We start from the raw sequence: 18,789 nt of genomic DNA, 5'->3' as shown, positions 1-18,789 counted from the left end.
GCCTCAGACCGCGCGGTCCAGCAGCCGCATTATGGCAACCACCGATTCCGGCTCGTCGAGCGTGGGAGCATGGCCGATGCCTTCGAGCGTCAGCGCTTCGGCTCCCGGGGCGCGGCTCAGCATCTTCGCCAGCGTCTCTGCGGAAAGGAGGTCGGACAGGGCGCCACGTACGACAAGGACCGGCACCCGCGCAAGCGCATCCCAGGCCTCCCACAGGTCGGGCTGCGCCTCGACGTCAAGGGCGATGATGGGCTCCGCAACCTTCATGTCGTAATCGAAGACGATGCGGCCGCTGCCGCTCACCGTCATCAGGCGCTTCGCGATGCCGATCCAGAAGTCGAGCGGCTGGTTGGGGTGCGCGCGTCCCTGAATGTCCTCCAGCCCCCGCGCGGCATGGACCCACGTCGGCCAGCTACGTCCCTGCCCCACATAGTCCTTGATCCGCCCCAGACCGGTCGGCTCGAGCGAAGGACCGACGTCGTTTATGACGGCGCCGGCGATCCGGCCGGGCAGCATGGTCGCCAGGCTCATCGCCACGAGGCCGCCGAGCGAAGTGCCGATCACCACGAACCGATCCAGCTTCTCCTGCTCGATCAGGGCGAGGACGTCCTCGGCGTACTGGGCGGGATTGTACGTGCCCGAATCCTTGGCGTACTCGCTGTCGCCGCGACCGCGCAGGTCCGGGCAGATCACCCGCCGCCCGGCCGCAAGACGCGGCGCCAGTACGTCGAAGTCGCGAGCGTTCCTGGTCAGGCCATGGAGGCACAGAACGGGCAGGCGGCTGCCTTCGCCCCCGGGCCCCGGGTAATCTCGAAAGTGCAGTGTTAGACCGTCGCGGCTAGACCAGAAGCGATCTTCGAAAACCTTCATGCCGGGGCGGCAACCTCTTCGTTGGCAAAGACAAGTATCCGGCCGTCAGCAAAGCCGTTGGACGGCCACTATCGCGGCATGCCCTTCGATCCGCAACCCATCCTGCCCCGAAAGGCGCAGCACACCGCTCTGCCATCAGCGGAGCGCCCAGCCCTGAACGCGCGCATGGATTCGAGATGGTGGAGCCGGCCCGATTCACCCCATGTTAGGAGCGTGGTAGGAATAGCTGTGCCATGCAGGTGAAATGTTGAACCCGATCGGCTAACGAGCGTTAGCCCCCGCAAGATGCTGAAGAAACGCTGAGGGCGGGCAGTCGCACCAGGAAAACGGATTCGTGAGCGGACAACTCCACAGGGCAACAGGCCGATTCGAAGCCACGGCGGAGATCGTCTCCTACGAACCGGCAACGGGCGCGGAGATCTGGCGTGGCGCTGTCGCCGATGTTGACGAGACGGTCGCGCGCGCCCGGCGCGCCTGGCCGACATGGGCCGCACAGCCATTGTCGACCAGGATGGAACTGTTGCGCCGCTTCGCCAACGAAGTGCGCAAGGACGCCGAGGCGCTCGCCACGTGCATCGCCCGCGAAGTGGGCAAGCCGATGTGGGAAGCCCGGTCCGAAGTCGACGCCGTCGTCGCGAAGGTGGAAGTCTCGATCCGCGCCTATGCGGAACGGACGGCCCAGCGCCGGCTCGATTCCGCCCTGCAGGGCGTGATGGCCGTGCGCCACAAGCCGCATGGCGTGATGGTCGTGCTGAGCCCGTTCAATTACCCCGCACACCTTGCCAACACCCATATCGTCCCGGCCCTGATCGCCGGCAACGCCGTCATCTTCAAGCCCAGCGAGCGCGCTCCTGCCACAGGCGAGATGCTGACGCGATGCTTCCACCGCGCAGGCATACCGGCCGCAGCCATACAGTTCGCGCCGGGCGGACCGGCTGAGGGCGAGGCGCTCGTCGGCCATGACGGGGTGGATGGCGTCCTCTTCACAGGCTCTGCAGCCAACGGGATCGCCATCAACCGCCGCCTCGCCGCACGCCCCGACCGGCTGGTTGCGCTCGAGATGGGCGGAAACAATCCGATGGTGGTCTGGGATACTCCGAAGCTGACCGACGCGGCCGCGATCGTCGTGCAGTCCGCCTTCGCTACGGCCGGCCAGCGCTGCACGGCCGCCCGGCGGCTGATCGTTCGGGACACAGTGTACGACGCGCTCATCGGCGAAGTGAAAACCCTAGCCGATCGCCTCATCTGCGGAGGACCTTTCGACGAACCGGCGCCGTTCATGGGGCCCGTCATCGACAATGCGGCCGCCGACGGACTGACGGAGCGGTTTCTTCACCTGCTCAGTCACGGCGGTAAGCCGATCAAGCACCTCGTGCGCTATCATGATGGCCTTCCTTTCCTCAGCCCCGCGATCATCGACGTGACCGGGATGGAGGAACGGCCGGACGGGGAGATCTTCGGCCCCGTCCTGCAGGTCGTGCGCGTGTCCGACTTCGACGAGGCGATCGCAGAGGCCAACGCCAGCCGCTATGGCCTCGCCGCCTCGCTGATCGGGGGGACCCCGCAGGAATACAATCGCTTCTGGGCCAATGTGCGGGCCGGCATCATCAACTGGAATCGCCCCACGATCGGTCCCAGCCATTCGGCCCCCATGGGCGGCGTCGGCCTGTCGGGCAACAACCGCCCCAGCGGCTTCTATGCGGCGGACTACTGCGCCTATCCCGTCGCCTCGGGCGAAATGGACCAACCGCGCGCGGTGATCGGCGTCGGCCTTCGCTGACGGTCGCTACCTGCCGCTCGTCACCAGATCGACCTCGGTCAGGGCGCCCGACCGGCTCCTTGCGTAAATCACGTAAGCCCGACCCGCCTTCCGCCCGCCGAGCACATGGTCCTTGCCTTCGGTGCGATGAACGGCGGTGTAGCCAGCCGCCGTCGCCTTCGTGAAATAGAAGCTGAGCACATCATCCACGCCCACGGGAGTCATGAAGTTGACGACGCGCAGAGCACAGTCTCGTCCATCGACCCCCGCAGCCTCCTGAACCGCGCCGCGCGGGTACACCGGCATCGCATCGGGCAATTTCGCCGCCCATGTGTTCGAATACTGCACGCTGGCGGAACAGTCCGTTTTGGCGAGCCTTGACTGCTCCGCCACCTGCGCCGCCGTTGCCGCATCCTGCGCAAGGGATACGCTTCCGCCGCCGACCGGCGCGGGCACCGGCCTGAGAGTGCCACCCGCGCTTTGAAGCGCCGCCTTGCGCGCCGCTTCCACCGCCTCGGGGGAGCGGTCCTGTGGCGGTATCGTCACCCGCCCCCCCTCGGCCGAAAGAGCCGCGCCCTGCTGTCCGGAAAGGTCGGGGTCGACCATCAGCGGCTCATTCAAGGCATCGGCAAGCGCCGGATCGCTCTCGGCCGGTACCGTCGCCTTTTCCGCCGGACCACAAGCCGCAACGCACAGCGCCCCCAACAAGGCCAGACCGGGTAACGGGGCTACGAGCTTCATGCGGACGATCCTTCTTCCTGCGCCTGTGTTCTTTGCGACGCTTCAGGAAGACGGCAAACCGGCGACGAACGCCAGCCCCGAGAACAAGGCGTCCCATCGCGGGATACCGGGGAAAAGAACGCGCTTCATACCTGCACATACGTCAGAGGGCGCCCGCAAGATGCGAGCGCCCTCTCCGTCCATGCGCTGATGGCAGGACGGTTCCCCCGCACGTCGCCGTTCGCGCGGGGAAACCTGCTTGTGTCGGAACTTAGCGGCAGCGCGATCCGCCGCGGTCGACCTCACGGCCCAGCAGGGCACCGGCAGCCGCGCCGATCAGGGTACCGGCCGTGCGATCCCGGCCGCCATCGACCTCGCGGCCCAGCAGGGCGCCCGCCGCGCCGCCGATCAGCAGACCGGTGGTGCCGTTGCTGCGACGGCAGTAGTACCGACCGTCATTGCCGCGCCAGGAGCTGTTGCGATAGTTGTCCCCCCGGTAGCGGTTGTCACGATAGCCGTAGCCGCGACGGTAATCCTCGCGCGAATAGCGGTAACGGTCCCGACCCTGCTCGTAGGTCTGCTCGCCCGGGGCGGTGAAGCCGACCGGGTGGCTTGAAACGGCAGCGGTTGCGGGCAATGCGGTGACCAGGCTGGCAGCAGCGGCAGCGATGGCCGAGGCCTTGAAGAATGCGTTCATTTCAAATCTCCTCTTCTCGGAAGCGAACCGGCCATCTGAGTCGATCCGCGTTACGCATTCATCTTTAGGTCACCTATCCTGAACGGTTCGCAACACGACGGTCAGAATCGAACTTTGCGATGAACCGAGTACAGCCCGGCGGCGGAACGAGCGTTGCCGCCGGAAAGAGCCCGGCCTAAGAGCGCCCCCGGATGGCAGATCGCTGTCCGGAGACTTGAAGATGCCGCCATCCAGTCAACGTCAGGGATCGCTCCTGTCCGGCCTTCTGCCGGCGATGGGAGCCTATGGCATCTGGTGCCTCTTTCCGTTGTATTTCGCGCTTCTGAAGGAGGTTGGGCCGTTCGAGGTGGTGGTCTGGCGCCTGATGTGCACCCTGCCGTTCTGCCTCGTGATGATCGTCATCCTGCGGCAGGGCCCGGCCTTGCGCGCCGCTCTCAGCAGTCCACGAATCGTGGCCGCTCTTGCACTCAGCGGGGTGCTGATCGGCACCAACTGGCTGATTTACGTGATCGCCGTCATGGAAGATCATGTTCTGGCGGCAAGCCTGGGCTACTACATCAACCCGCTCGTCAATGTCCTGGCCGCAACGATCTTCCTGAAGGAGAAGCTGACACGCCGCCAATGGATCGCCGTGGCGCTGGCTGCCGTCGGCGTGGCCTTGCTGGCGAAGGGAGCGCTGGACACGCTCTGGATCAGCATGGCGCTGGCCCTTTCGTTCGCGGGCTACGGGCTGACCCGCAAGCTTGCGCCGGTGGACGCCCTCCCCGGCCTCACTATCGAGACGCTGGTGCTGCTCCTGCCCGCCACGGGTCTGCTGGCCTGGCAATGGCAGACCACCGGCAGCCTGGCGATGGGATCGTCGCCGGGCATCAGCCTGCTCCTCCTCTGCGCAGGACCGCTCACGGGTATTCCGCTGATGCTGTTCGCCAAGGCAGCCAGACGGCTCGACTTCTCGGTCCTCGGCTTCATCCAGTTCGTGACGCCGACGGGCCTGTTCCTGCTCGGCATCCTTGTCTTCGGCGAGCCCCTGAAGCCGGTCCAGCTCGTCTGCTTCGCCTTCATCTGGAGCGCGATCGCGGTCTTCTGCTGGGATCTCCTCGCCCGCCGCAAGGTGGCCTGAGGGGCCGCCGCTCCCGCTGATTCGGGGTACGGCAACCACTCCGAAGGCTTGCGGTCAGAGGGCTCCGGCGAAGCGCAGCGGTTCGCCCACGGCCCGGTCGGCCAGTTGCCCCTCCCACATCGCGGAGTGCCCCCGCACGATCGTGCCGACGACGCGCCCTTCCAGCTCCATGCCGGTGAACGGGGACCAGCCACAGCGGCTCTCACCCCAGTCCTCGGTAACGGTGAAACGGCCCTTCCGGTCGATCACGGTGAAGTCAGCGTCGTAGCCAACGGCGATCCGGCCTTTGCACACAAGACCGAACACCCGCTGCACGCCGCTCGAGGTCATGTCGATCAGCCGCTCCAGCGTCAGCCGGCCTTTGGCGACATGATCGAGCATCAGGGGAAGCAGGGTCTGCACGCCCGGCATGCCGGACGGGCTCGCCGGATACGTCTTGGACTTCTCCTCGCGTGTGTGCGGGGCGTGATCCGACCCGAGCACGTCGGGCACGCCCGCACGGAGCCATTCCCAAAGGCCGTCCCGATGCGCCGCGGACCGGATGGGTGGGTTCATCTGCGCGAAGGTTCCCAGTTTGGGATAAGCCTCTTCGGCCGCCAGCGTGAGGTGCTGCGGCGTGACCTCGCAGGTCGCGACGTCGCGGTGCTGGGCGATCAACTCCAGTTCGGCCGGCGTCGTGACGTGAAGGATGTGGATCGGCCGGCGCGCCTCCCGCGCCAGGCGCAGGATCCGCTTCGTGGCAAGCATCGCGCTCTCGTCGTCGCGCCAGACCGGGTGGCTCGAAGGGTCGCCCTCAACCCGCAGGTCCTTGCGCGCGTTCATCCGCGCCTCATCCTCAGCGTGGATGGCGACGCGGCGGCGGCCATGGGCCAGCACCCGCGCGAGCTGTTCGTCCTCCGCGACGAGAAGGCTTCCGGTCGATGCCCCCATGAAGATCTTGACCCCGGCCGTACCGGGAATCCGCTCCAGCTCCGCCAGCGACGTGGCGTTGTCCGCAGTGGCGCCGACGTAGAAGGCGTGATCGCAGTGCATACGGTGATGCGCGCGCGCCAGCTTGTCACGGACGCGCTCCTCCGTGTCGGTGTTGGGATTGGTGTTGGGCATTTCGAACACCGCCGTGATGCCGCCCATGACGGCGGCGCGGCTTCCGGTTTCGAGGTCCTCCTTGTGTTCCAGCCCCGGCTCGCGGAAATGGACCTGGCTGTCGATCACGCCGGGAAGGACGTCGAGACCCGTGCAGTCGATCCGCCTTCCAGCGTCGGGGTAGAATCCCACTCCGATGATCCGCCCGTCACGAACCGCCACATCGGCCTCCACAGGGCCGCTTGGCGTATGAACCGTGCCACCGGAAAGGACGAGTTCGGGTGCGGGTGCGCTCATCGAGGGGAGGCCTTTTCTAGGGGAACATCACGGATGCCGCCGACCTAGTCTCCTCGCCCCCCGCTTTCAAGGCACCGAGGCAATTCAGGTCCTGAGGCGCCCCGCCAGTCGGGCGATGAGGCTATCCTGCGCCTCAAGCAGCGCCGCGACCTGGCTGCGGGCATCGCCAATTGCCGTCGCCGAGGGTGACTCCTCGACGGGAGCGGCGTTCCGGGCTTCGGCATAAAGCAGGTCGAGCTCCGCCAGCGCCGACATCGCGGAGGAGCGGCTCGATTCCAGCCGTGCCAGCGCAACGCTCGCGGTACTCCACGAATCGGTGCCGGTGGAGCCGGCAGCTGATACCGCCCGCTCGGCCGCCGCACGGTTGGATTGGAAGCGACCGTCGGCATCGCGCGCGGCCTTCACCAGTCCGGCCAGCCGCGTCAGCAGGTCGGCACTTGCAGGGGGCAGCGCCGGAGGCACCGCCGACCCCTCCCCATCCACAGGCGTGCCAGTGCCACTCACGCGCTCGACGTCCCGTATCGCCAGCGAAGGGTATCCACCGGCAGAGGAGCACGCGGACAGGCCCAGGGCCACGGAGCCGCAAAGAAGAACGGGGGCGAGCAAACGAACTTTCGCGCTGATCATGGCCGTGCCATAGCATGACCTCGCCGGAGCGGGAGAGGCTTTAGACACGCCGTCTTCAGGCAAGTCCGCGGTTGACACGAATCGGGTCATCCCTTAACGGCACCCATCTTTCCGGCCCCTCGCGTAACAGCGGGACGGACGGCGCGTCGCCCGAAAAGCTCGGCATTTCGATTGCTCTCTCTTTGGGGAGCACTTGAAGCGGAGCGGCCGGGGCAAGTTTGTTTCGGCTCGTTTCGGGCATTTTGATATTAGGTAAGGGCACCATGTTCGCAGTAGTGCGCACGGGCGGCAAGCAGTACCGGGTTGCCGCCGGAGACAAGATCGCGGTCGAGAAGCTGGCTGGTGAAGCCGGTGACAAGATCACCCTGGGCGACATCCTGCTCGCCGGCAAGGATGGCGAGATCGCCGACGTCGCTAACGTGACCGTCGCAGCCGAGATCATCGCTCAGGCCAAGAGCGAAAAGGTCGTGGTGTTCAAGAAGCGCCGCCGCCACAACTACCGTCGCAAGAACGGCCACCGCCAGCAGATGACCCTGCTGCGCATCGTGTCCGTCGGCTGACCCAGATTTTCGGAGTAACCAGAAATGGCACATAAGAAAGCAGGCGGTTCGTCGCGCAACGGTCGCGACTCAGCAGGCCGCCGCCTTGGCGTGAAGAAGTTCGGCGGTCAGGAAGTGATCGGCGGCAACATCATCATCCGTCAGCGCGGTACCAAGGTGTACCCGGGCGTGAACGTCGGCATCGGCAAGGATCACACCCTGTTCGCGCTGGCCGAAGGCCGCGTGCGCTTCCATGACGGCAAGCAGGGCCGCAAATACGTCTCGGTAGACGTGATGGCTGAAGCAGCCGAGTAATCGGGTGGTCTGTCAAAGGGCCATCCTGACGGGATGGCCCCGCCGATCCGCTTAGGACCGGCAGAATGAGGGAGAGGGCCCCGCCCGTCTCCCTCTTTTCGTTTCTCCCTCCCGCGTGCCCGGAATCGGTGCCGCGCATGCCCCCCGCATGCCGTGCTCTTCGGGCCTTGTGCGACTGCGCCCGACACCGGGCGTAATCGCAGTGTCACGCCGGCGCGATAGGCGGCGGCGGGGGATGGAGTACCGATGATGTTCATACGCAGTGAAAGATTGTTCCTGCGCCCTGCCTGGCCCGAGGACCGTGACGAACTGCTGTCACGGATCGCTGATGAACGCGTCGTGCGCAATCTTGCCCACGCGCCTTGGCCCTACACGGGGGAGGACGCCCGCACCTTCATCGAGGCGCCGCAGGTTCACCGCCTGCCCAGTTTCCTCGTCACCGTGCCGGACCCGCATGGCGCCCGGATCATCGGCGGCTGCGGACTGTCGCAGCACGACGATGAAGTGAACCTTGGATACTGGATCACCCCCGCCGAGCAGGGACGGGGCTATGCTACAGAGGCTGTTCGCAGCCTGCTGGGCCTTGCCCGCGCGCTCGGCCATCAGCGGATCGTGGCGCACCATTACATCGACAACCTTCCCTCAGGCCGAGTGCTCGAGAAGGTCGGCTTCCGCCGTACCGGGCGAGTCGTCGAACGGTTCAGCCAAGGCCGCGGCTACGCAAGTCCCTCGCGCGAGCATGAAGTCGTCTTCGAGGCGCCGGCAGACTGCGACGGGAACGATGCCATGAGCCGCCGACGGGCTGCCTGAAAGACGCGGAAGGCAACGTGGCGGCACCGGCTGCACGGCCTTCCGCCCGCGTTCTCCCGCCGGTTACGTCGCACATTGCTGCAGATTGGAACCAAAGCGCGTGCAAGCTCTGCTGCATGCGTGCATAATCCGATTCGCAAAAAACACGACGGAGAACCCTGTAATGTTCGTCCGCACGGAGAGACTGTTTCTGAGGCCCGCGTGGCCGGAAGATCTCGACGATCTTGTCGAGATTTTGGCGGAAGAGGACATCCAGCGCAACCTGGGCGTCACGCAGCTGCCCCGCACGGCTGATGAGCTGCGCGTGTATCTGAACCGACCGCGCGATCTCCACCTTCCCCACTTCTTCATGTATCTGCGATCCCCCACCGGCGCAGAGCTCGTGGGCGGCATCGGCCTTGGCCGAAGCGACGACAACGTAGAGGTCGGCTACTGGATCGCCCCCCGCTACCGCGGCCGAGGCTTCGCCAGTGAAGCCTTGCGCGCGGTGATCAACCAGGCGCGGACCCTGGGCCACAGACGCATCGTGGCGTGCCACTTCGCCGACAGCTGGCGTACGGGTGACGTGCTGGAAAGCGCAGGCTTCAGGGACACGGGCGAGCTTCGGCCGCGCCCCAGCGCCAGCCGAGGACTGGACACTCCCGTACGCGTCTATGTCGCCGATCTCTCCAGCTCAGGCCGGACGGCCGGGCCGCCCACCGCGCTCAACGCCGCGTAGCCGGTCGCCTCAGGCTTTTTCAGTCAGCCATGACGGCATCAGGTCGGGAGCGATATCCTCGACCCGCAGGTGGTCGACCGCAAATCCCAACTCGGGATAGGACGCACGCCGCCGCTTCTCGTCGGAACGATCCAGCGGCACGACGACCAGTCGCCGGTTGATCTTCTGCCGCCAGTTCATGCGTGCGGTGTTTTCCTGCCCGACATAGCAGCCCTTGGTAAAGCTGACGCCGTTCAGCTCGGCGGCGTTGCATTCCAGCCAGAGGGTTTCCCCATCGCCGAGTTCGCCCCGTCCCTCCGGGACGCCAAGGGCGAGACGGTGTGCAAGCCACGCCGCGTCCGCTCCGCCACCCTGCACACCGGTGTCCTCGACAGGGGCTATCCAGCGTTCGCCCAATGCCGCGAGACGCGGATCGGGCGCTGCCCCGTCGCCCACATGCGGCCGCCACTGGACGGTAAGACCGTCGTCCCGGGCTATATCGATCGCCTTGCGCAAGCGGTAGAGGGAGAGGCGTTTGACCAAAGCGTCGGCGCCATCGGCCTCACAGTCGAGCAGCAGGCCATCCCCTGCAGGCCAGACGATGAAGTCGAACAGCGCCTTCCCCTGCGGCGTCAGCAGGCCCGCCCACACCGGCAGCGGTCCCGACACATCGGCGGTCACCAGTCCCTGCAGGAAATCGACGACGTTCTCCTGCGAACCGGAACGCGGGGCAAGCCGGACCAAGGCGCGGCCGAAAAGGCGGGTAGCAGTCATGGCTCTTAAGTGGGGGAAGAAAGCCGGCGCGGCAAGAGCAGGGCGTCAGCCTGCAGGCGCACAGGCCGCCAGCCGATCGCGCAGTTCATCCAGTACCCACACGGCGGCCGGTCCGGGCAGGCAGTCCTTGCGCCACATGGCGACCAGCGCATAATTCAAAGTCGTGCTTTCCGGCAGCTGCAGCTCGACGAGGGCGCCCGACTCGATGTCGCCGCTCACCACATGCCGGGGCATCGACCCCCAGCCGATACCTTCCTTCAGCAGCGCATGCTTCGCGCCGAGATCGGCCAAGCGCCACGAACGGGGACTGAATACCGAGAAGTCCCGCCCTTCGGTGAGAGGTGAGCGATCGGTCAAGACCAGCTGGAGGTGCTTGCGCGTTTCGCCCGGCACGATGCGATCCAACTTGGACAGTGCATGGTCGGGGGCTGCAACCGGGACCATCTCGACACTGCCGATCCGCTCCCGCTCGATCTCGGGCATGTCCATGATATCCGGGCCGGCGATGCCTAGCGTTGCCCGCCCATCCAGCACCAGAGCCGCTACGGCACCCAGTGCCTCGATGTGCAGGCGCAGCGGCACGGTCGGAAAGCGGGCCTGGAAATCCCGCAGGAGACGGGCCAGCACGCTGCCCGGTACCATCACGTCCACTGCGATGGACAGCTCCGGCTCCAGCCCCTGCTTCAGGCTGCGCACCTTGGCAAGCAGCGCGTCGACATCGTCCGAAATCGCATGAGCTTCCGAAAGCAGCGCTCTACCGGCCGGGGTGAGCTGCGGCCGGCGCGACCCTTCGCGATCAAAGAGGCGAACATCGAGCTGGCTTTCGAGCTGCGCGATCGCATAGCTGACGACGGATATGGCACGGCCAAGACGGCGGGCCGCCGCGTTGAAGCTTCCTTCTTCGACTACGGCAAGAAAGCAGCGCAGGTGATCCAGACTGGGCGGTACAACGTCGACCATTCAAAATTTCCGAACATGTTTCTGCAATTTATAACAGTTATCCTGCACACCGCAAACCGCTAACCCAGCCTCAAGAGGGAACGCTACCTCGGCATACCTCAAGGAGTGTACCATGATAGAACTTCGTCCTTTCGGCAGCATCGGCGCCGCAAACCACGGCTGGCTCGACGCGCATCACCACTTCTCCTTCGGAGACTACCATGACCCGGCCCGTACCAACTGGGGACGGCTGCGCGTGTGGAATGACGATACCATCGCTCCCAGGACCGGCTTTCCTCCGCATCCGCACCGGGACATGGAGATCGTCACCTATGTCCGCAAAGGGGCGATCACGCATCGCGACAACCTTGGCAACACCGGCCGGACCGAAGCCGGCGACGTTCAGGTAATGAGCGCCGGAACCGGCATCCAGCACTCCGAGTACAACCTGGAGGACGAGGACACCACGCTGTTCCAGATCTGGATCATGCCGGACCGGCGGGGTGAGGATCCCAGCTGGGGCACCCGGCCCTTTCCGAAGGACGACCGGACTGGACGCTTCGTGACACTCGCCAGCGGCATGACGGGCGATGACGAGGCGCTGCGGATCAACGCCGACGCCCGCGTCCTGGGTGCCACGATCAAGGCCGGCGAAACGGTCACGTACAGCACCGATGCGGCTCGCCACAGCTATCTGGTCGCCTCCACCGGCCGCATCCGCGTTGGCGACGTCGAAGCGGGCGCTCGTGACGGGGTTGCCATCACCGGGCTCGCCACCATCACCGTGACCGCTCTCGAGGACGCGGAGCTGGTTCTGGTAGACGCAGCCTGACCAGCCGCAGGAGGGCCGCAGCCCGTGCCCTCCTGCCTGTACTTTTTTGCACGCAGAAGAAGGATCAATCCAGATGACCGGACGTATCGCCAATCCCCGGATCGAAAAGCTCATCGTCGACCGCTGGTCTCCCCGCGCGTTCGACGGCAGCGAAATACCGCAAGAGGACCTCGACACGATCCTGGAAGCAGCCGGGTGGGCCCCGTCGGCCTACAACGTCCAGCCCTGGACCCTGCTGTATGCAAGGAAAGGGGATGAAAACTGGGAGCTGTTCCTCTCGCAGCTGATCGACTTCAACGCAGGGTGGGCCAAGGATGCCTCCGCGCTTGTCTTCGTGGTGTCCGACCGGCTCATGCGGTCGGACAAGGGAGACTCGGCGAATCACAGCCACAGCTTTGACGCGGGCGCAGCCTGGGCGCTGGCGGCTATTCAGGCGCAGGCGCTGGGGTATCACACCCACGGTATGACCGGCCTCAAGTTTGGCGAGGCGGAAGCCGCGCTGGGCATCCCGGACGACCACCGTCTCGAAGCTGCCTTTGCCATCGGCCGCATGGGCGACAAGACCTCCCTACCCGCATTTCTCCAGGAGCGTGAGGTGGCGAGCAATCGCAAGCCGCTCGCCGAGATCGTCCGGGCAGGAAAGTTCGCCTGAAAAGGCCGCTGTTCCGAAGTTGCCCCAGCCCGGTTCTCCAGACGAGGACCGGGTTTTCCCGCGTCATCAATCCGCCTTGATTGCGTGGCGTTCTTGCAAGGCCCTTCGCTTTGCACGGACACGTTCATGCCGCCTGCCGACCACGTACCGACGCCGCCCGTTCTTGCGGCTCCGCTGTTCGATCTTGCCGAGCTTCCGCAGACGGGGGAGCGCGTAGACCTTCGCGCGGTGAAGCCTCGCTGCCCGCAGGGGCGCCCCGGCGAAATTGTCGTCTGCGCACCCGACGTCGAAAAAGAGCGGGTCCGCCCGCTTCCCGACACTTACGTAACGCCAGAAGGCCTGCCTCGCGCGGAAATGTCGCTGAGTGAAACATCGACGCTCGGCGTCGAGCTCGAATCGGCGGGAATAGGCGGTGGTCAGGTCAGCCAGCGGGCGATGGTGCGTTACAAGCTCAAGTTCTGAAAAGCTCGGCTATTCCCCGGCAAGGGAAGTCTGCCCTCGCAACCGGCGGCATCCTGCGCCATAGGGCGCGGCATGATCGGGCCATCGGACGCTACACCGCACTTGCCCCGGCGCCTTCCCGCCGTGGGACAGCTTGGATGGATACGCGGTGCCCTGGGCGGTGCCCTTGGCATTGCCCTCGCCGGTGCCGTTACCTGGATGCTGCTGGGCCGCCATGGCGATGCGCTCCCCTTCCTTGTGGCTCCACTCGGCGCATCGGCGGTCCTGGTGTTCTGCGTACCGGCAAGCCCCCTTGCGCAACCCTGGGCCGTGCTTGGCGGCAACCTGCTATCCTCCGTGCTTGGCCTCGTGATCGGCCATCTCTTCGGCAACCCGTGGCTCGCAGCAAGCGTGGCGGTCGGTGCGGCGATCGCCGCCATGTCCCTTCTGCGTTGCCTGCACCCGCCGGGCGGAGCCTGCGCCCTTCTCTGCGCGCTCGGAGCCACCGGGCCGTCGCCGTGGGACGCGACGATGCTGCTTCCGATCATCGCCAACGTCCTTGTCCTGTGCGGATTCGGATGGGTCTACAACAACAGCACTGGCCATCCGTGGCCTCACGTCGCACCCGCAACGCCGCAGCCTCTCTCCATTCGGGAGGATGTCGAGGCTGTGCTGGAGGACTGGGACGAAGTGCTCGACGTCGATGCCGAGGACCTCGAGGCCTTCGTGCAGGCGGTGCTACGCCGTAGACGGTCTGGTTGAAAAGTCCCGCGCAGGCCACTCCCCTCGCGCGTTCACTGCCAGCGGGCGATGTCTTCGAAGTCCTGTTCTCGCGGTTCGATCCAGCGCCACTCCCCGGCGACTTTTTCGCGCTTCCAGAACCACGATTCGCTCTTCAGGTGGTCCATGGCGTAATCAGCGGCGGCGAAGGCATCGCGGCGGTGGCGTGCGGCCGCGGCCACCAGCACGATGGGCTGCGCAGGCAGCATCACTCCGCTGCGATGGAGGATGAGCAGGCCGTCAAGGTTCCAGCGGGCCCGGACCTGTCTCGCCAGCGCTTCCATCGCCGGAAGGGTCAGGGGCGCGTAGTGCTGCAGTTCAAGCGCTTCCACGCCCCCGCCTTCACGCACCTGGCCAAGGAAGCTGACGACGCCCCCCGACCCGGGATGAGCCTGGGCAAAGGCGCGCAGTTCCTCCGCCGGATCGAAGGAGGAGGCAAGGAGGCGCACATCTGAAGGCACCGGTGCGTCCACCACATCAGCCCCCTGAAACGGGCGGCAGGAAGGCGATCTCGTCGCCATCGGCAAGGACCAATGCGGTCTTGTCGGCGATCACGACGCCATTGACGGCAATTCTGACCTTGTCCGCCTGGACCGCATCCACAAGCGCCTGCGAATGCCGTTCAGCAAGCGTCGCCAGAAGATCGTTCCAGGGCAGCGGCCCCGCTTTGGCAATGTCCTGAGAGGGACCGCCTGCGAGATCTTCGAGACGCCCCAGGAACACCAGTCTCTTCGGCAATGTCACCCCCCGGTCATCGACATGTGGCGGGCCAGCGCCGGCGCGGCGCCGCGTTCATCAATGGCGAAGTGGTGGCGCGCGGGCTTTATGCGCATGGCGGTGTCGAGCGCCTCGGCCAGCGCCCGATCCGGATCGTCCGAACGCAGAGCCGCGCGCAGGTCGACCCGCTCATTGCCGCCGAGGCAGGCGTAAAGCTGGCCGGTGGCGGTCACCCGGATCCGGTTGCAGCCTTCGCAGAAGTTGTTCGTCAAGGGTGTGATGAGGCCAAGCCGCCCGCCCGTTTCGGCAACATCCCAATACCGCGCAGGCCCGCCGGTGCGGTGCGCGCTTGGCGTCAGGGTCCACCGGCGGGACAGGTCGTCGTGCACGTGCATCAGCGGCAGGTAGTGATCGATGCGATCCTCCTCCACCTCACCCAGAGGCATGACCTCGATCAGCGTGACCCCGAACCCCTGTCCGTGAGCCCAGGCGATAATATCGGCGATTTCGTGCTCGTTGATGCCCTTGAGGGCGACCGTGTTGATCTTCACCTCGAGGCCGGCCGCCTTTGCCGCGGCCATGCCTTCAAGCACCTGCGGAAGCGAATCGCGCCGCGTCAGCCGGGCGAACGTCGCACGATCCAGTGTATCAAGCGAGACGTTGATGCGCCGCACACCCGCTGCACGCAGGTCATCCGCGAACTCCGCGAGTCGCGTGCCGTTGGTCGTAAGCGTCAGTTCCTGAAGGTGGCCATGGCCTTCATCGTTGCCGATCCGCCGCCCGAGTGCACGCACGAGATCCATCATATCGCGGCGCACAAGCGGCTCTCCGCCGGTGAGGCGCAGCTTGGTGATGCCGCGCGCCATGAATCCCAGTGCAAGGTCGTGCATCTCGTCGAGCGTGAGCACCTCCTTCTTCGGCAGGAAGGTCATGCGCTCGGGCATGCAGTAGGCGCAGCGCAGGTCGCAGCGATCCGTCACCGAAAGGCGCAGGTATGTGATCCTGCGCTGGAACTGATCCATAAGAGGCTGCGGCGGGCTCATTCTTCCTGATATAGCACTCCGGCGGCGCCGGTTCCATCCAGCGGCAACAATTGCCCCGTGACGCCGCCCGCGCCCTCGATCCAGCGCTGCGCCGCGCGTATCGCGTCCGCTTCGTCGCTCACGATCGCGTTGACCCGGGAGGGTGCAAAGCGCCGCGCCAGCCCCTGCACGGCGGCGAGGCGCCAGGCGCGGTGTTCGTTGCCAGCCGGCAGAAACACCAGCGTCAGCGGATCGGCGCCGCCCGCGAGCGTGGCCTCGATACCGGGCAGCAGCCGTGCGTGGAAATCGACCGCAGCCTCGAGCGCGTCCTCAGACAGCGGCCCAAGATGCAGAAGCTCCTTCACCGGCGTACCCGGGTGAGCGTCATCCCGATCCGCTCGTTCACTTCGGTCAGCGCAAGCTTCACGATCTTCACCGTCACCGCTTCGACACGCTCGTCCTGGAGGAACAGCGTCTCGCAGATGTGATCCGCCACCGCTTCGATCAGCTTGAAATGCACCCCCTGCGGCAGCGCCTCGGACGCCGCGAACTTCAGGTCCATGTAGTTTTTGCTCGCCGTCAGCGGCGTATCGGGGGCGTAGTGATCCGCCGGCCTGAGCTTCACGGAAATGGTGAAACGCAGGGGCTGCGGCTTGCCGGTCTCCTCGGAGTAGATGCCCGTAAGGACATCCTGCTCAAAGTCGGCAACTTCAAGAATAAGCGAATCGGCCATCATGCGCGCCCCTTAGCCGGGATTCGACCAGCGCGCGAATATCGCCGTTGGCAGGAGACGGTCCCCCTCGTCCTCGCGAACTGCCAGATCACCGTGCTCGATCGTGCCCGGCAGCTCCGCAAAGAGTTCGTTCATGAGACCGGCAAGGGCCAATGAGGACATCCGCACTGCATAGACGGTAAGGAAAAGGAACCGGCTTTCGCCATCGAGCAGGCGCCGGCAGTCCGCCAGAAGCGCGGGCAGGTTCTCTTCCAGCCGCCAGGTTTCGCCCCCGGGACCCCGCCCGAACTTGGGCGGATCGAGAATGATGCCATCGTAGCGCTTGCCGCGCCGCACCTCGCGCGCCGCGAACTTTGCGGCATCGTCGATCATCCAGCGCACCGGCCGGTCCTGCAGGCCTGCCAGCGTGGCGTTCTCGCGCGCCTGCGCCACCGACTTCTTGGACGCGTCGACGTGAGTCACGGGGCCATGCGCGGAAAGCGCCATGGTGCCCACGCCCGTGTAGCCGAACAGGTTCATCGTGCTGGCGTCGGTTCGGTCGGCCAGCATGGCGCGCATCCAGTCCCACACGGGTGCCATATCCGGGAAGAAACCCAGATGCCGGAAGGGGGTACATTGCGCAGTGAACGCCACTTCGTTCCAGGCCAGGGGCCAGCCCTCACGCGGGACCGGCTTGTCGAAATGCCAGCGCCCGCCGCCGTCCTCGTCGGAGCCGGGGACGAATTCTCCGTGCGCATCCCAGTCTGCCCTGCGCGGCGTCCACATGGCCTGCGGTTCGGGACGAACGAAGCGGTAGTCGCCGTAGCGCTCCAGCTTGCGACCATGCCCCGAATCGACGAGCCCGTAGTCTTGCCATCCTTCACCAGCGAGGACGACGGGTTGAGAGACAAGCTGTGCCATCAGACCTTCGGACTGGCGTGTTCCGCCACGAAAGCGGCCACTGCGTCGTACTCACCCGCTATCGAGGCGTACCGCTCCTCACGCTCGAACAGGTCTCCGACGCGGGTGGGGAGCGTCGGCCGCTGGCCCGTTGCACGCTCAACCGCTTCGGGAAACTTGGCAGGATGCGCGGTCGCCAGCGTGACGACGGGAATGCCGGCCCCAATGCCCGCGCTGCGCGCTGCGAAAAGGCCGCAGGCGGTATGAGGATCGATCAGTTCGCCACAGTGTTCGTACGCCCAGCGAATGGTCGAAGCCATCTCGTCCGCATCCGCGCGGGCCGACGAAAACAAGGCGGAGGCCCCCTCCCGCTGCGCGTTGGTCAGCTTCATTGCCTTCGTCGCTTCGAAGCCGGCCATCTGCTCGGCCAGGGCCCCGCCATCACGGCCGCCCAGATCGAAGAGCAGCCGTTCGAAATTCGACGAGACCTGAATGTCCATCGACGGCGCTGCGGTCGGCGTCACCGTGCCTTGCGAATAATCGCCTTCTGCCAGGGCGCGGTGGAGAATGTCGTTCACGTTCGTGGCGACGATCAGCCGTTCGATCGGCAGACCCATCTGAGCGGCCACATAGCCGGCAAAGACATCGCCGAAGTTCCCCGTCGGCACCGAGAAGGCGACCTTGCGGCCCGGCGCGCCAAGCTGCAGGCCGGCCGCGAAGTAGTAGACGACCTGCGCCATCAGCCGTGCCCAGTTTATGGAATTGACCGCGCCGATGGCGAACCGGTCCGTCATGCCCTTGTCGTTGAACATGCGCTTCACGATGGCCTGCGCATCATCGAAGCTGGCGTGTTCCAAAGCCAGATTGTGCACGTTAGGCGCCAGCACGGTGGTCATCTGGCGGCGTTGAACGTCCGACACCCGCCCCTTGGGGTGGAGCATGAAGATGTCCACCTTCGCGCGTCCGGCAACCGCATCGATCGCGGCCGAACCGGTATCACCCGATGTGGCGCCAACGATCGTCAGGTTGCGATCCGATCGTCCGAGGAACTCCTCGAACAACAGGCCCAGAAACTGCAACGCCACATCCTTGAATGCCAGCGTCGGACCATGGAACAGTTCGAGCAGCCATTGCTGCGAATCGAGTTGCACCAGGGGTGTGACCGCGTCGTGAGCGAAACGGCCATAGGCCTGGGTCGTCAGCTCCAGCAGCCGCTCTTCGGTGAGGCTGCCTTCCACGAAAGGCGCCATGACCTTGGCGGCGAGTTCCGCGTAAGGCAGTCCCGCCCAGCTCGCGATCTCCTGCTCGGAAAACCGGGGCCATTCGCGCGGGACATAGAGCCCGCCATCCGATGCGAGGCCGGCGAGCGTCGCGCCTTCGAAGTCAAGCGCCGGTGCGCTGCCGCGGGTGCTGATGTAGTCCATGGGAAAGCGCGGTTACCCGTGAAGTGGCGAAATGAAAAGGCTGTCCTTGGCTGAGGTCGTGA

At 65.8% G+C, this 18,789-nt stretch carries 24 protein-coding genes; 10 read left to right on the top strand and 14 right to left on the bottom strand.

Going from position 1 to position 18,789, the window contains the following annotated elements; all coding sequences use genetic code 11:
• Window positions 1-3: 3 nt before the first annotated feature.
• On the bottom strand, window positions 4-870 hold the full coding sequence (locus C2R25_RS04660; protein WP_103728065.1) for an alpha/beta fold hydrolase: 867 nt from the start codon (window positions 868-870) through the stop codon (window positions 4-6).
• Between the two features lie 334 nt (window positions 871-1,204).
• Between C2R25_RS04660 and C2R25_RS04655 the strand changes: the two genes are divergently transcribed.
• Window positions 1,205-2,650 (top strand): succinylglutamate-semialdehyde dehydrogenase, encoded by a 1,446-nt coding sequence (locus C2R25_RS04655; RefSeq protein WP_103728064.1) that lies wholly within the window; start codon window positions 1,205-1,207, stop codon window positions 2,648-2,650.
• Between the two features lie 6 nt (window positions 2,651-2,656).
• Here C2R25_RS04655 and C2R25_RS04650 read toward each other — a convergent pair whose 3' ends face one another.
• Together C2R25_RS04650 and C2R25_RS04645 are read right to left on the bottom strand one after the other, a co-directional pair.
• Window positions 2,657-3,370, bottom strand: a complete 714-nt coding sequence (locus C2R25_RS04650) for a hypothetical protein (protein ID WP_103728063.1) — start codon at window positions 3,368-3,370, stop codon at window positions 2,657-2,659.
• 250 nt (window positions 3,371-3,620) lie between these two features.
• Window positions 3,621-4,046 carry a glycine zipper 2TM domain-containing protein gene (locus C2R25_RS04645; protein WP_103728062.1) on the bottom strand — a complete coding sequence of 142 codons (426 nt, stop codon included), beginning with the start codon at window positions 4,044-4,046 and terminating at the stop codon, window positions 3,621-3,623.
• Between the two features lie 220 nt (window positions 4,047-4,266).
• Between C2R25_RS04645 and rarD the strand changes: the two genes are divergently transcribed.
• The gene (rarD, locus tag C2R25_RS04640) at window positions 4,267-5,166 is read left to right on the top strand and encodes an EamA family transporter RarD (RefSeq protein WP_103728061.1); all 900 of its coding nucleotides are present in this window, start codon (window positions 4,267-4,269) and stop codon (window positions 5,164-5,166) included.
• Between the two features lie 54 nt (window positions 5,167-5,220).
• On the opposite strand, the gene C2R25_RS04635 is transcribed toward rarD, so the two are convergent.
• Together C2R25_RS04635 and C2R25_RS04630 are read right to left on the bottom strand one after the other, a co-directional pair.
• On the bottom strand, window positions 5,221-6,546 hold the full coding sequence (locus tag C2R25_RS04635; RefSeq protein ID WP_103728060.1) for a dihydroorotase: 1,326 nt from the start codon (window positions 6,544-6,546) through the stop codon (window positions 5,221-5,223).
• Between the two features lie 84 nt (window positions 6,547-6,630).
• Window positions 6,631-7,173 carry a hypothetical protein gene (locus C2R25_RS04630; RefSeq protein WP_199183762.1) on the bottom strand — a complete coding sequence of 181 codons (543 nt, stop codon included), beginning with the start codon at window positions 7,171-7,173 and terminating at the stop codon, window positions 6,631-6,633.
• A 263-nt stretch (window positions 7,174-7,436) separates the two neighbouring features.
• Here C2R25_RS04630 and rplU point away from each other — a divergent pair, with 263 nt between their 5' ends.
• The 4 genes from rplU (at window position 7,437) to C2R25_RS04610 (ending at window position 9,555) form a co-directional block, all read left to right on the top strand.
• Window positions 7,437-7,733: a 50S ribosomal protein L21 gene (rplU, locus tag C2R25_RS04625; RefSeq protein WP_103728059.1), complete on the top strand. Its 297-nt coding sequence runs from the start codon at window positions 7,437-7,439 to the stop codon at window positions 7,731-7,733.
• 24 nt (window positions 7,734-7,757) lie between these two features.
• Window positions 7,758-8,027, top strand: a complete 270-nt coding sequence (rpmA, locus tag C2R25_RS04620; RefSeq protein WP_103728058.1) for a 50S ribosomal protein L27 — start codon at window positions 7,758-7,760, stop codon at window positions 8,025-8,027.
• Between the two features lie 249 nt (window positions 8,028-8,276).
• On the top strand, window positions 8,277-8,837 hold the full coding sequence (locus C2R25_RS04615; RefSeq protein WP_103728578.1) for a GNAT family N-acetyltransferase: 561 nt from the start codon (window positions 8,277-8,279) through the stop codon (window positions 8,835-8,837).
• Window positions 8,838-9,000: 163 nt separating this feature from the next.
• Window positions 9,001-9,555, top strand: coding sequence for a GNAT family N-acetyltransferase (locus C2R25_RS04610; RefSeq protein ID WP_103728057.1), 555 nt, complete (start codon window positions 9,001-9,003; stop codon window positions 9,553-9,555).
• Between the two features lie 9 nt (window positions 9,556-9,564).
• Here the strand turns inward: C2R25_RS04610 and C2R25_RS04605 are convergent, their stop codons facing one another.
• A complete protein-coding gene (locus tag C2R25_RS04605; RefSeq protein WP_103728056.1) occupies window positions 9,565-10,308 on the bottom strand; it encodes a folate-binding protein YgfZ in 744 nt (247 codons plus the stop codon).
• Between the two features lie 45 nt (window positions 10,309-10,353).
• Window positions 10,354-11,268 (bottom strand): LysR family transcriptional regulator, encoded by a 915-nt coding sequence (locus C2R25_RS04600; RefSeq protein WP_103728055.1) that lies wholly within the window; start codon window positions 11,266-11,268, stop codon window positions 10,354-10,356.
• 112 nt (window positions 11,269-11,380) lie between these two features.
• Here C2R25_RS04600 and C2R25_RS04595 point away from each other — a divergent pair, with 112 nt between their 5' ends.
• From C2R25_RS04595 to C2R25_RS04580, 4 genes are all read left to right on the top strand, one after another.
• Window positions 11,381-12,079 carry a pirin family protein gene (locus C2R25_RS04595; RefSeq protein ID WP_103728054.1) on the top strand — a complete coding sequence of 233 codons (699 nt, stop codon included), beginning with the start codon at window positions 11,381-11,383 and terminating at the stop codon, window positions 12,077-12,079.
• A 73-nt stretch (window positions 12,080-12,152) separates the two neighbouring features.
• Complete coding sequence (locus C2R25_RS04590) at window positions 12,153-12,731, top strand: nitroreductase family protein (RefSeq protein ID WP_103728053.1); 579 nt, start codon at window positions 12,153-12,155, stop codon at window positions 12,729-12,731.
• A 126-nt stretch (window positions 12,732-12,857) separates the two neighbouring features.
• On the top strand, window positions 12,858-13,193 hold the full coding sequence (locus tag C2R25_RS04585) for a hypothetical protein (protein ID WP_103728052.1): 336 nt from the start codon (window positions 12,858-12,860) through the stop codon (window positions 13,191-13,193).
• A 72-nt stretch (window positions 13,194-13,265) separates the two neighbouring features.
• The gene (locus C2R25_RS04580) at window positions 13,266-13,934 is read left to right on the top strand and encodes an HPP family protein (RefSeq protein ID WP_103728051.1); all 669 of its coding nucleotides are present in this window, start codon (window positions 13,266-13,268) and stop codon (window positions 13,932-13,934) included.
• A gap of 32 nt (window positions 13,935-13,966) precedes the next feature.
• Here C2R25_RS04580 and C2R25_RS04575 read toward each other — a convergent pair whose 3' ends face one another.
• From C2R25_RS04575 to thrC, 7 genes are read right to left on the bottom strand one after another with little or no spacing between them, the layout of a single operon-like run.
• Window positions 13,967-14,428, bottom strand: coding sequence for a molybdenum cofactor biosynthesis protein MoaE (locus tag C2R25_RS04575; protein WP_233203763.1), 462 nt, complete (start codon window positions 14,426-14,428; stop codon window positions 13,967-13,969).
• A gap of 1 nt (window position 14,429) precedes the next feature.
• On the bottom strand, window positions 14,430-14,696 hold the full coding sequence (locus tag C2R25_RS04570) for a MoaD/ThiS family protein (RefSeq protein ID WP_369825690.1): 267 nt from the start codon (window positions 14,694-14,696) through the stop codon (window positions 14,430-14,432).
• Complete coding sequence (gene moaA, locus C2R25_RS04565; RefSeq protein ID WP_103728048.1) at window positions 14,693-15,712, bottom strand: GTP 3',8-cyclase MoaA; 1,020 nt, start codon at window positions 15,710-15,712, stop codon at window positions 14,693-14,695. The genes C2R25_RS04570 and moaA overlap by 4 nt, the downstream gene beginning before the upstream one ends.
• Entirely contained in the window at window positions 15,709-16,056 is a 348-nt protein-coding gene (locus tag C2R25_RS04560; RefSeq protein WP_103728047.1) for a Rossmann fold domain-containing protein, read from the bottom strand. Before C2R25_RS04560 ends, moaA begins: the two co-directional genes overlap by 4 nt.
• Entirely contained in the window at window positions 16,053-16,424 is a 372-nt protein-coding gene (locus C2R25_RS04555; RefSeq protein ID WP_103728577.1) for a dihydroneopterin aldolase, read from the bottom strand. The genes C2R25_RS04560 and C2R25_RS04555 overlap by 4 nt, the downstream gene beginning before the upstream one ends.
• A gap of 12 nt (window positions 16,425-16,436) precedes the next feature.
• Window positions 16,437-17,324: a class I SAM-dependent methyltransferase gene (locus tag C2R25_RS04550; protein WP_103728046.1), complete on the bottom strand. Its 888-nt coding sequence runs from the start codon at window positions 17,322-17,324 to the stop codon at window positions 16,437-16,439.
• A complete protein-coding gene (thrC, locus tag C2R25_RS04545; protein ID WP_103728045.1) occupies window positions 17,324-18,727 on the bottom strand; it encodes a threonine synthase in 1,404 nt (467 codons plus the stop codon). The genes C2R25_RS04550 and thrC overlap by 1 nt, the downstream gene beginning before the upstream one ends.
• Between the last annotated feature and the right edge of the window lie 62 nt (window positions 18,728-18,789).

This window comes from Novosphingobium sp. HII-3, assembly GCF_002916655.1.
GTDB lineage: Bacteria > Pseudomonadota > Alphaproteobacteria > Sphingomonadales > Sphingomonadaceae > Novosphingobium > Novosphingobium panipatense.
This window is presented reverse-complemented; position numbering and strand designations above follow the sequence as displayed.

Coding starts and splice junctions, on each gene's coding strand:
- C2R25_RS04660 (WP_103728065.1), bottom strand. CDS start 870: ATGAAGGTTTTCGAAGATCGCTTCTGGTCTAGCCGCGACGGTCTAACA.
- C2R25_RS04650 (WP_103728063.1), bottom strand. CDS start 3,370: ATGAAGCTCGTAGCCCCGTTACCCGGTCTGGCCTTGTTGGGGGCGCTG.
- C2R25_RS04645 (WP_103728062.1), bottom strand. CDS start 4,046: ATGAACGCATTCTTCAAGGCCTCGGCCATCGCTGCCGCTGCTGCCAGC.
- rarD (WP_103728061.1), top strand. CDS start 4,267: ATGCCGCCATCCAGTCAACGTCAGGGATCGCTCCTGTCCGGCCTTCTG.
- C2R25_RS04635 (WP_103728060.1), bottom strand. CDS start 6,546: ATGAGCGCACCCGCACCCGAACTCGTCCTTTCCGGTGGCACGGTTCAT.
- C2R25_RS04630 (WP_199183762.1), bottom strand. CDS start 7,173: ATGATCAGCGCGAAAGTTCGTTTGCTCGCCCCCGTTCTTCTTTGCGGC.
- rplU (WP_103728059.1), top strand. CDS start 7,437: ATGTTCGCAGTAGTGCGCACGGGCGGCAAGCAGTACCGGGTTGCCGCC.
- rpmA (WP_103728058.1), top strand. CDS start 7,758: ATGGCACATAAGAAAGCAGGCGGTTCGTCGCGCAACGGTCGCGACTCA.
- C2R25_RS04615 (WP_103728578.1), top strand. CDS start 8,277: ATGTTCATACGCAGTGAAAGATTGTTCCTGCGCCCTGCCTGGCCCGAG.
- C2R25_RS04610 (WP_103728057.1), top strand. CDS start 9,001: ATGTTCGTCCGCACGGAGAGACTGTTTCTGAGGCCCGCGTGGCCGGAA.
- C2R25_RS04605 (WP_103728056.1), bottom strand. CDS start 10,308: ATGACTGCTACCCGCCTTTTCGGCCGCGCCTTGGTCCGGCTTGCCCCG.
- C2R25_RS04600 (WP_103728055.1), bottom strand. CDS start 11,268: ATGGTCGACGTTGTACCGCCCAGTCTGGATCACCTGCGCTGCTTTCTT.
- C2R25_RS04595 (WP_103728054.1), top strand. CDS start 11,381: ATGATAGAACTTCGTCCTTTCGGCAGCATCGGCGCCGCAAACCACGGC.
- C2R25_RS04590 (WP_103728053.1), top strand. CDS start 12,153: ATGACCGGACGTATCGCCAATCCCCGGATCGAAAAGCTCATCGTCGAC.
- C2R25_RS04585 (WP_103728052.1), top strand. CDS start 12,858: ATGCCGCCTGCCGACCACGTACCGACGCCGCCCGTTCTTGCGGCTCCG.
- C2R25_RS04580 (WP_103728051.1), top strand. CDS start 13,266: ATGATCGGGCCATCGGACGCTACACCGCACTTGCCCCGGCGCCTTCCC.
- moaA (WP_103728048.1), bottom strand. CDS start 15,712: ATGAGCCCGCCGCAGCCTCTTATGGATCAGTTCCAGCGCAGGATCACA.
- C2R25_RS04555 (WP_103728577.1), bottom strand. CDS start 16,424: ATGGCCGATTCGCTTATTCTTGAAGTTGCCGACTTTGAGCAGGATGTC.
- C2R25_RS04550 (WP_103728046.1), bottom strand. CDS start 17,324: ATGGCACAGCTTGTCTCTCAACCCGTCGTCCTCGCTGGTGAAGGATGG.
- thrC (WP_103728045.1), bottom strand. CDS start 18,727: ATGGACTACATCAGCACCCGCGGCAGCGCACCGGCGCTTGACTTCGAA.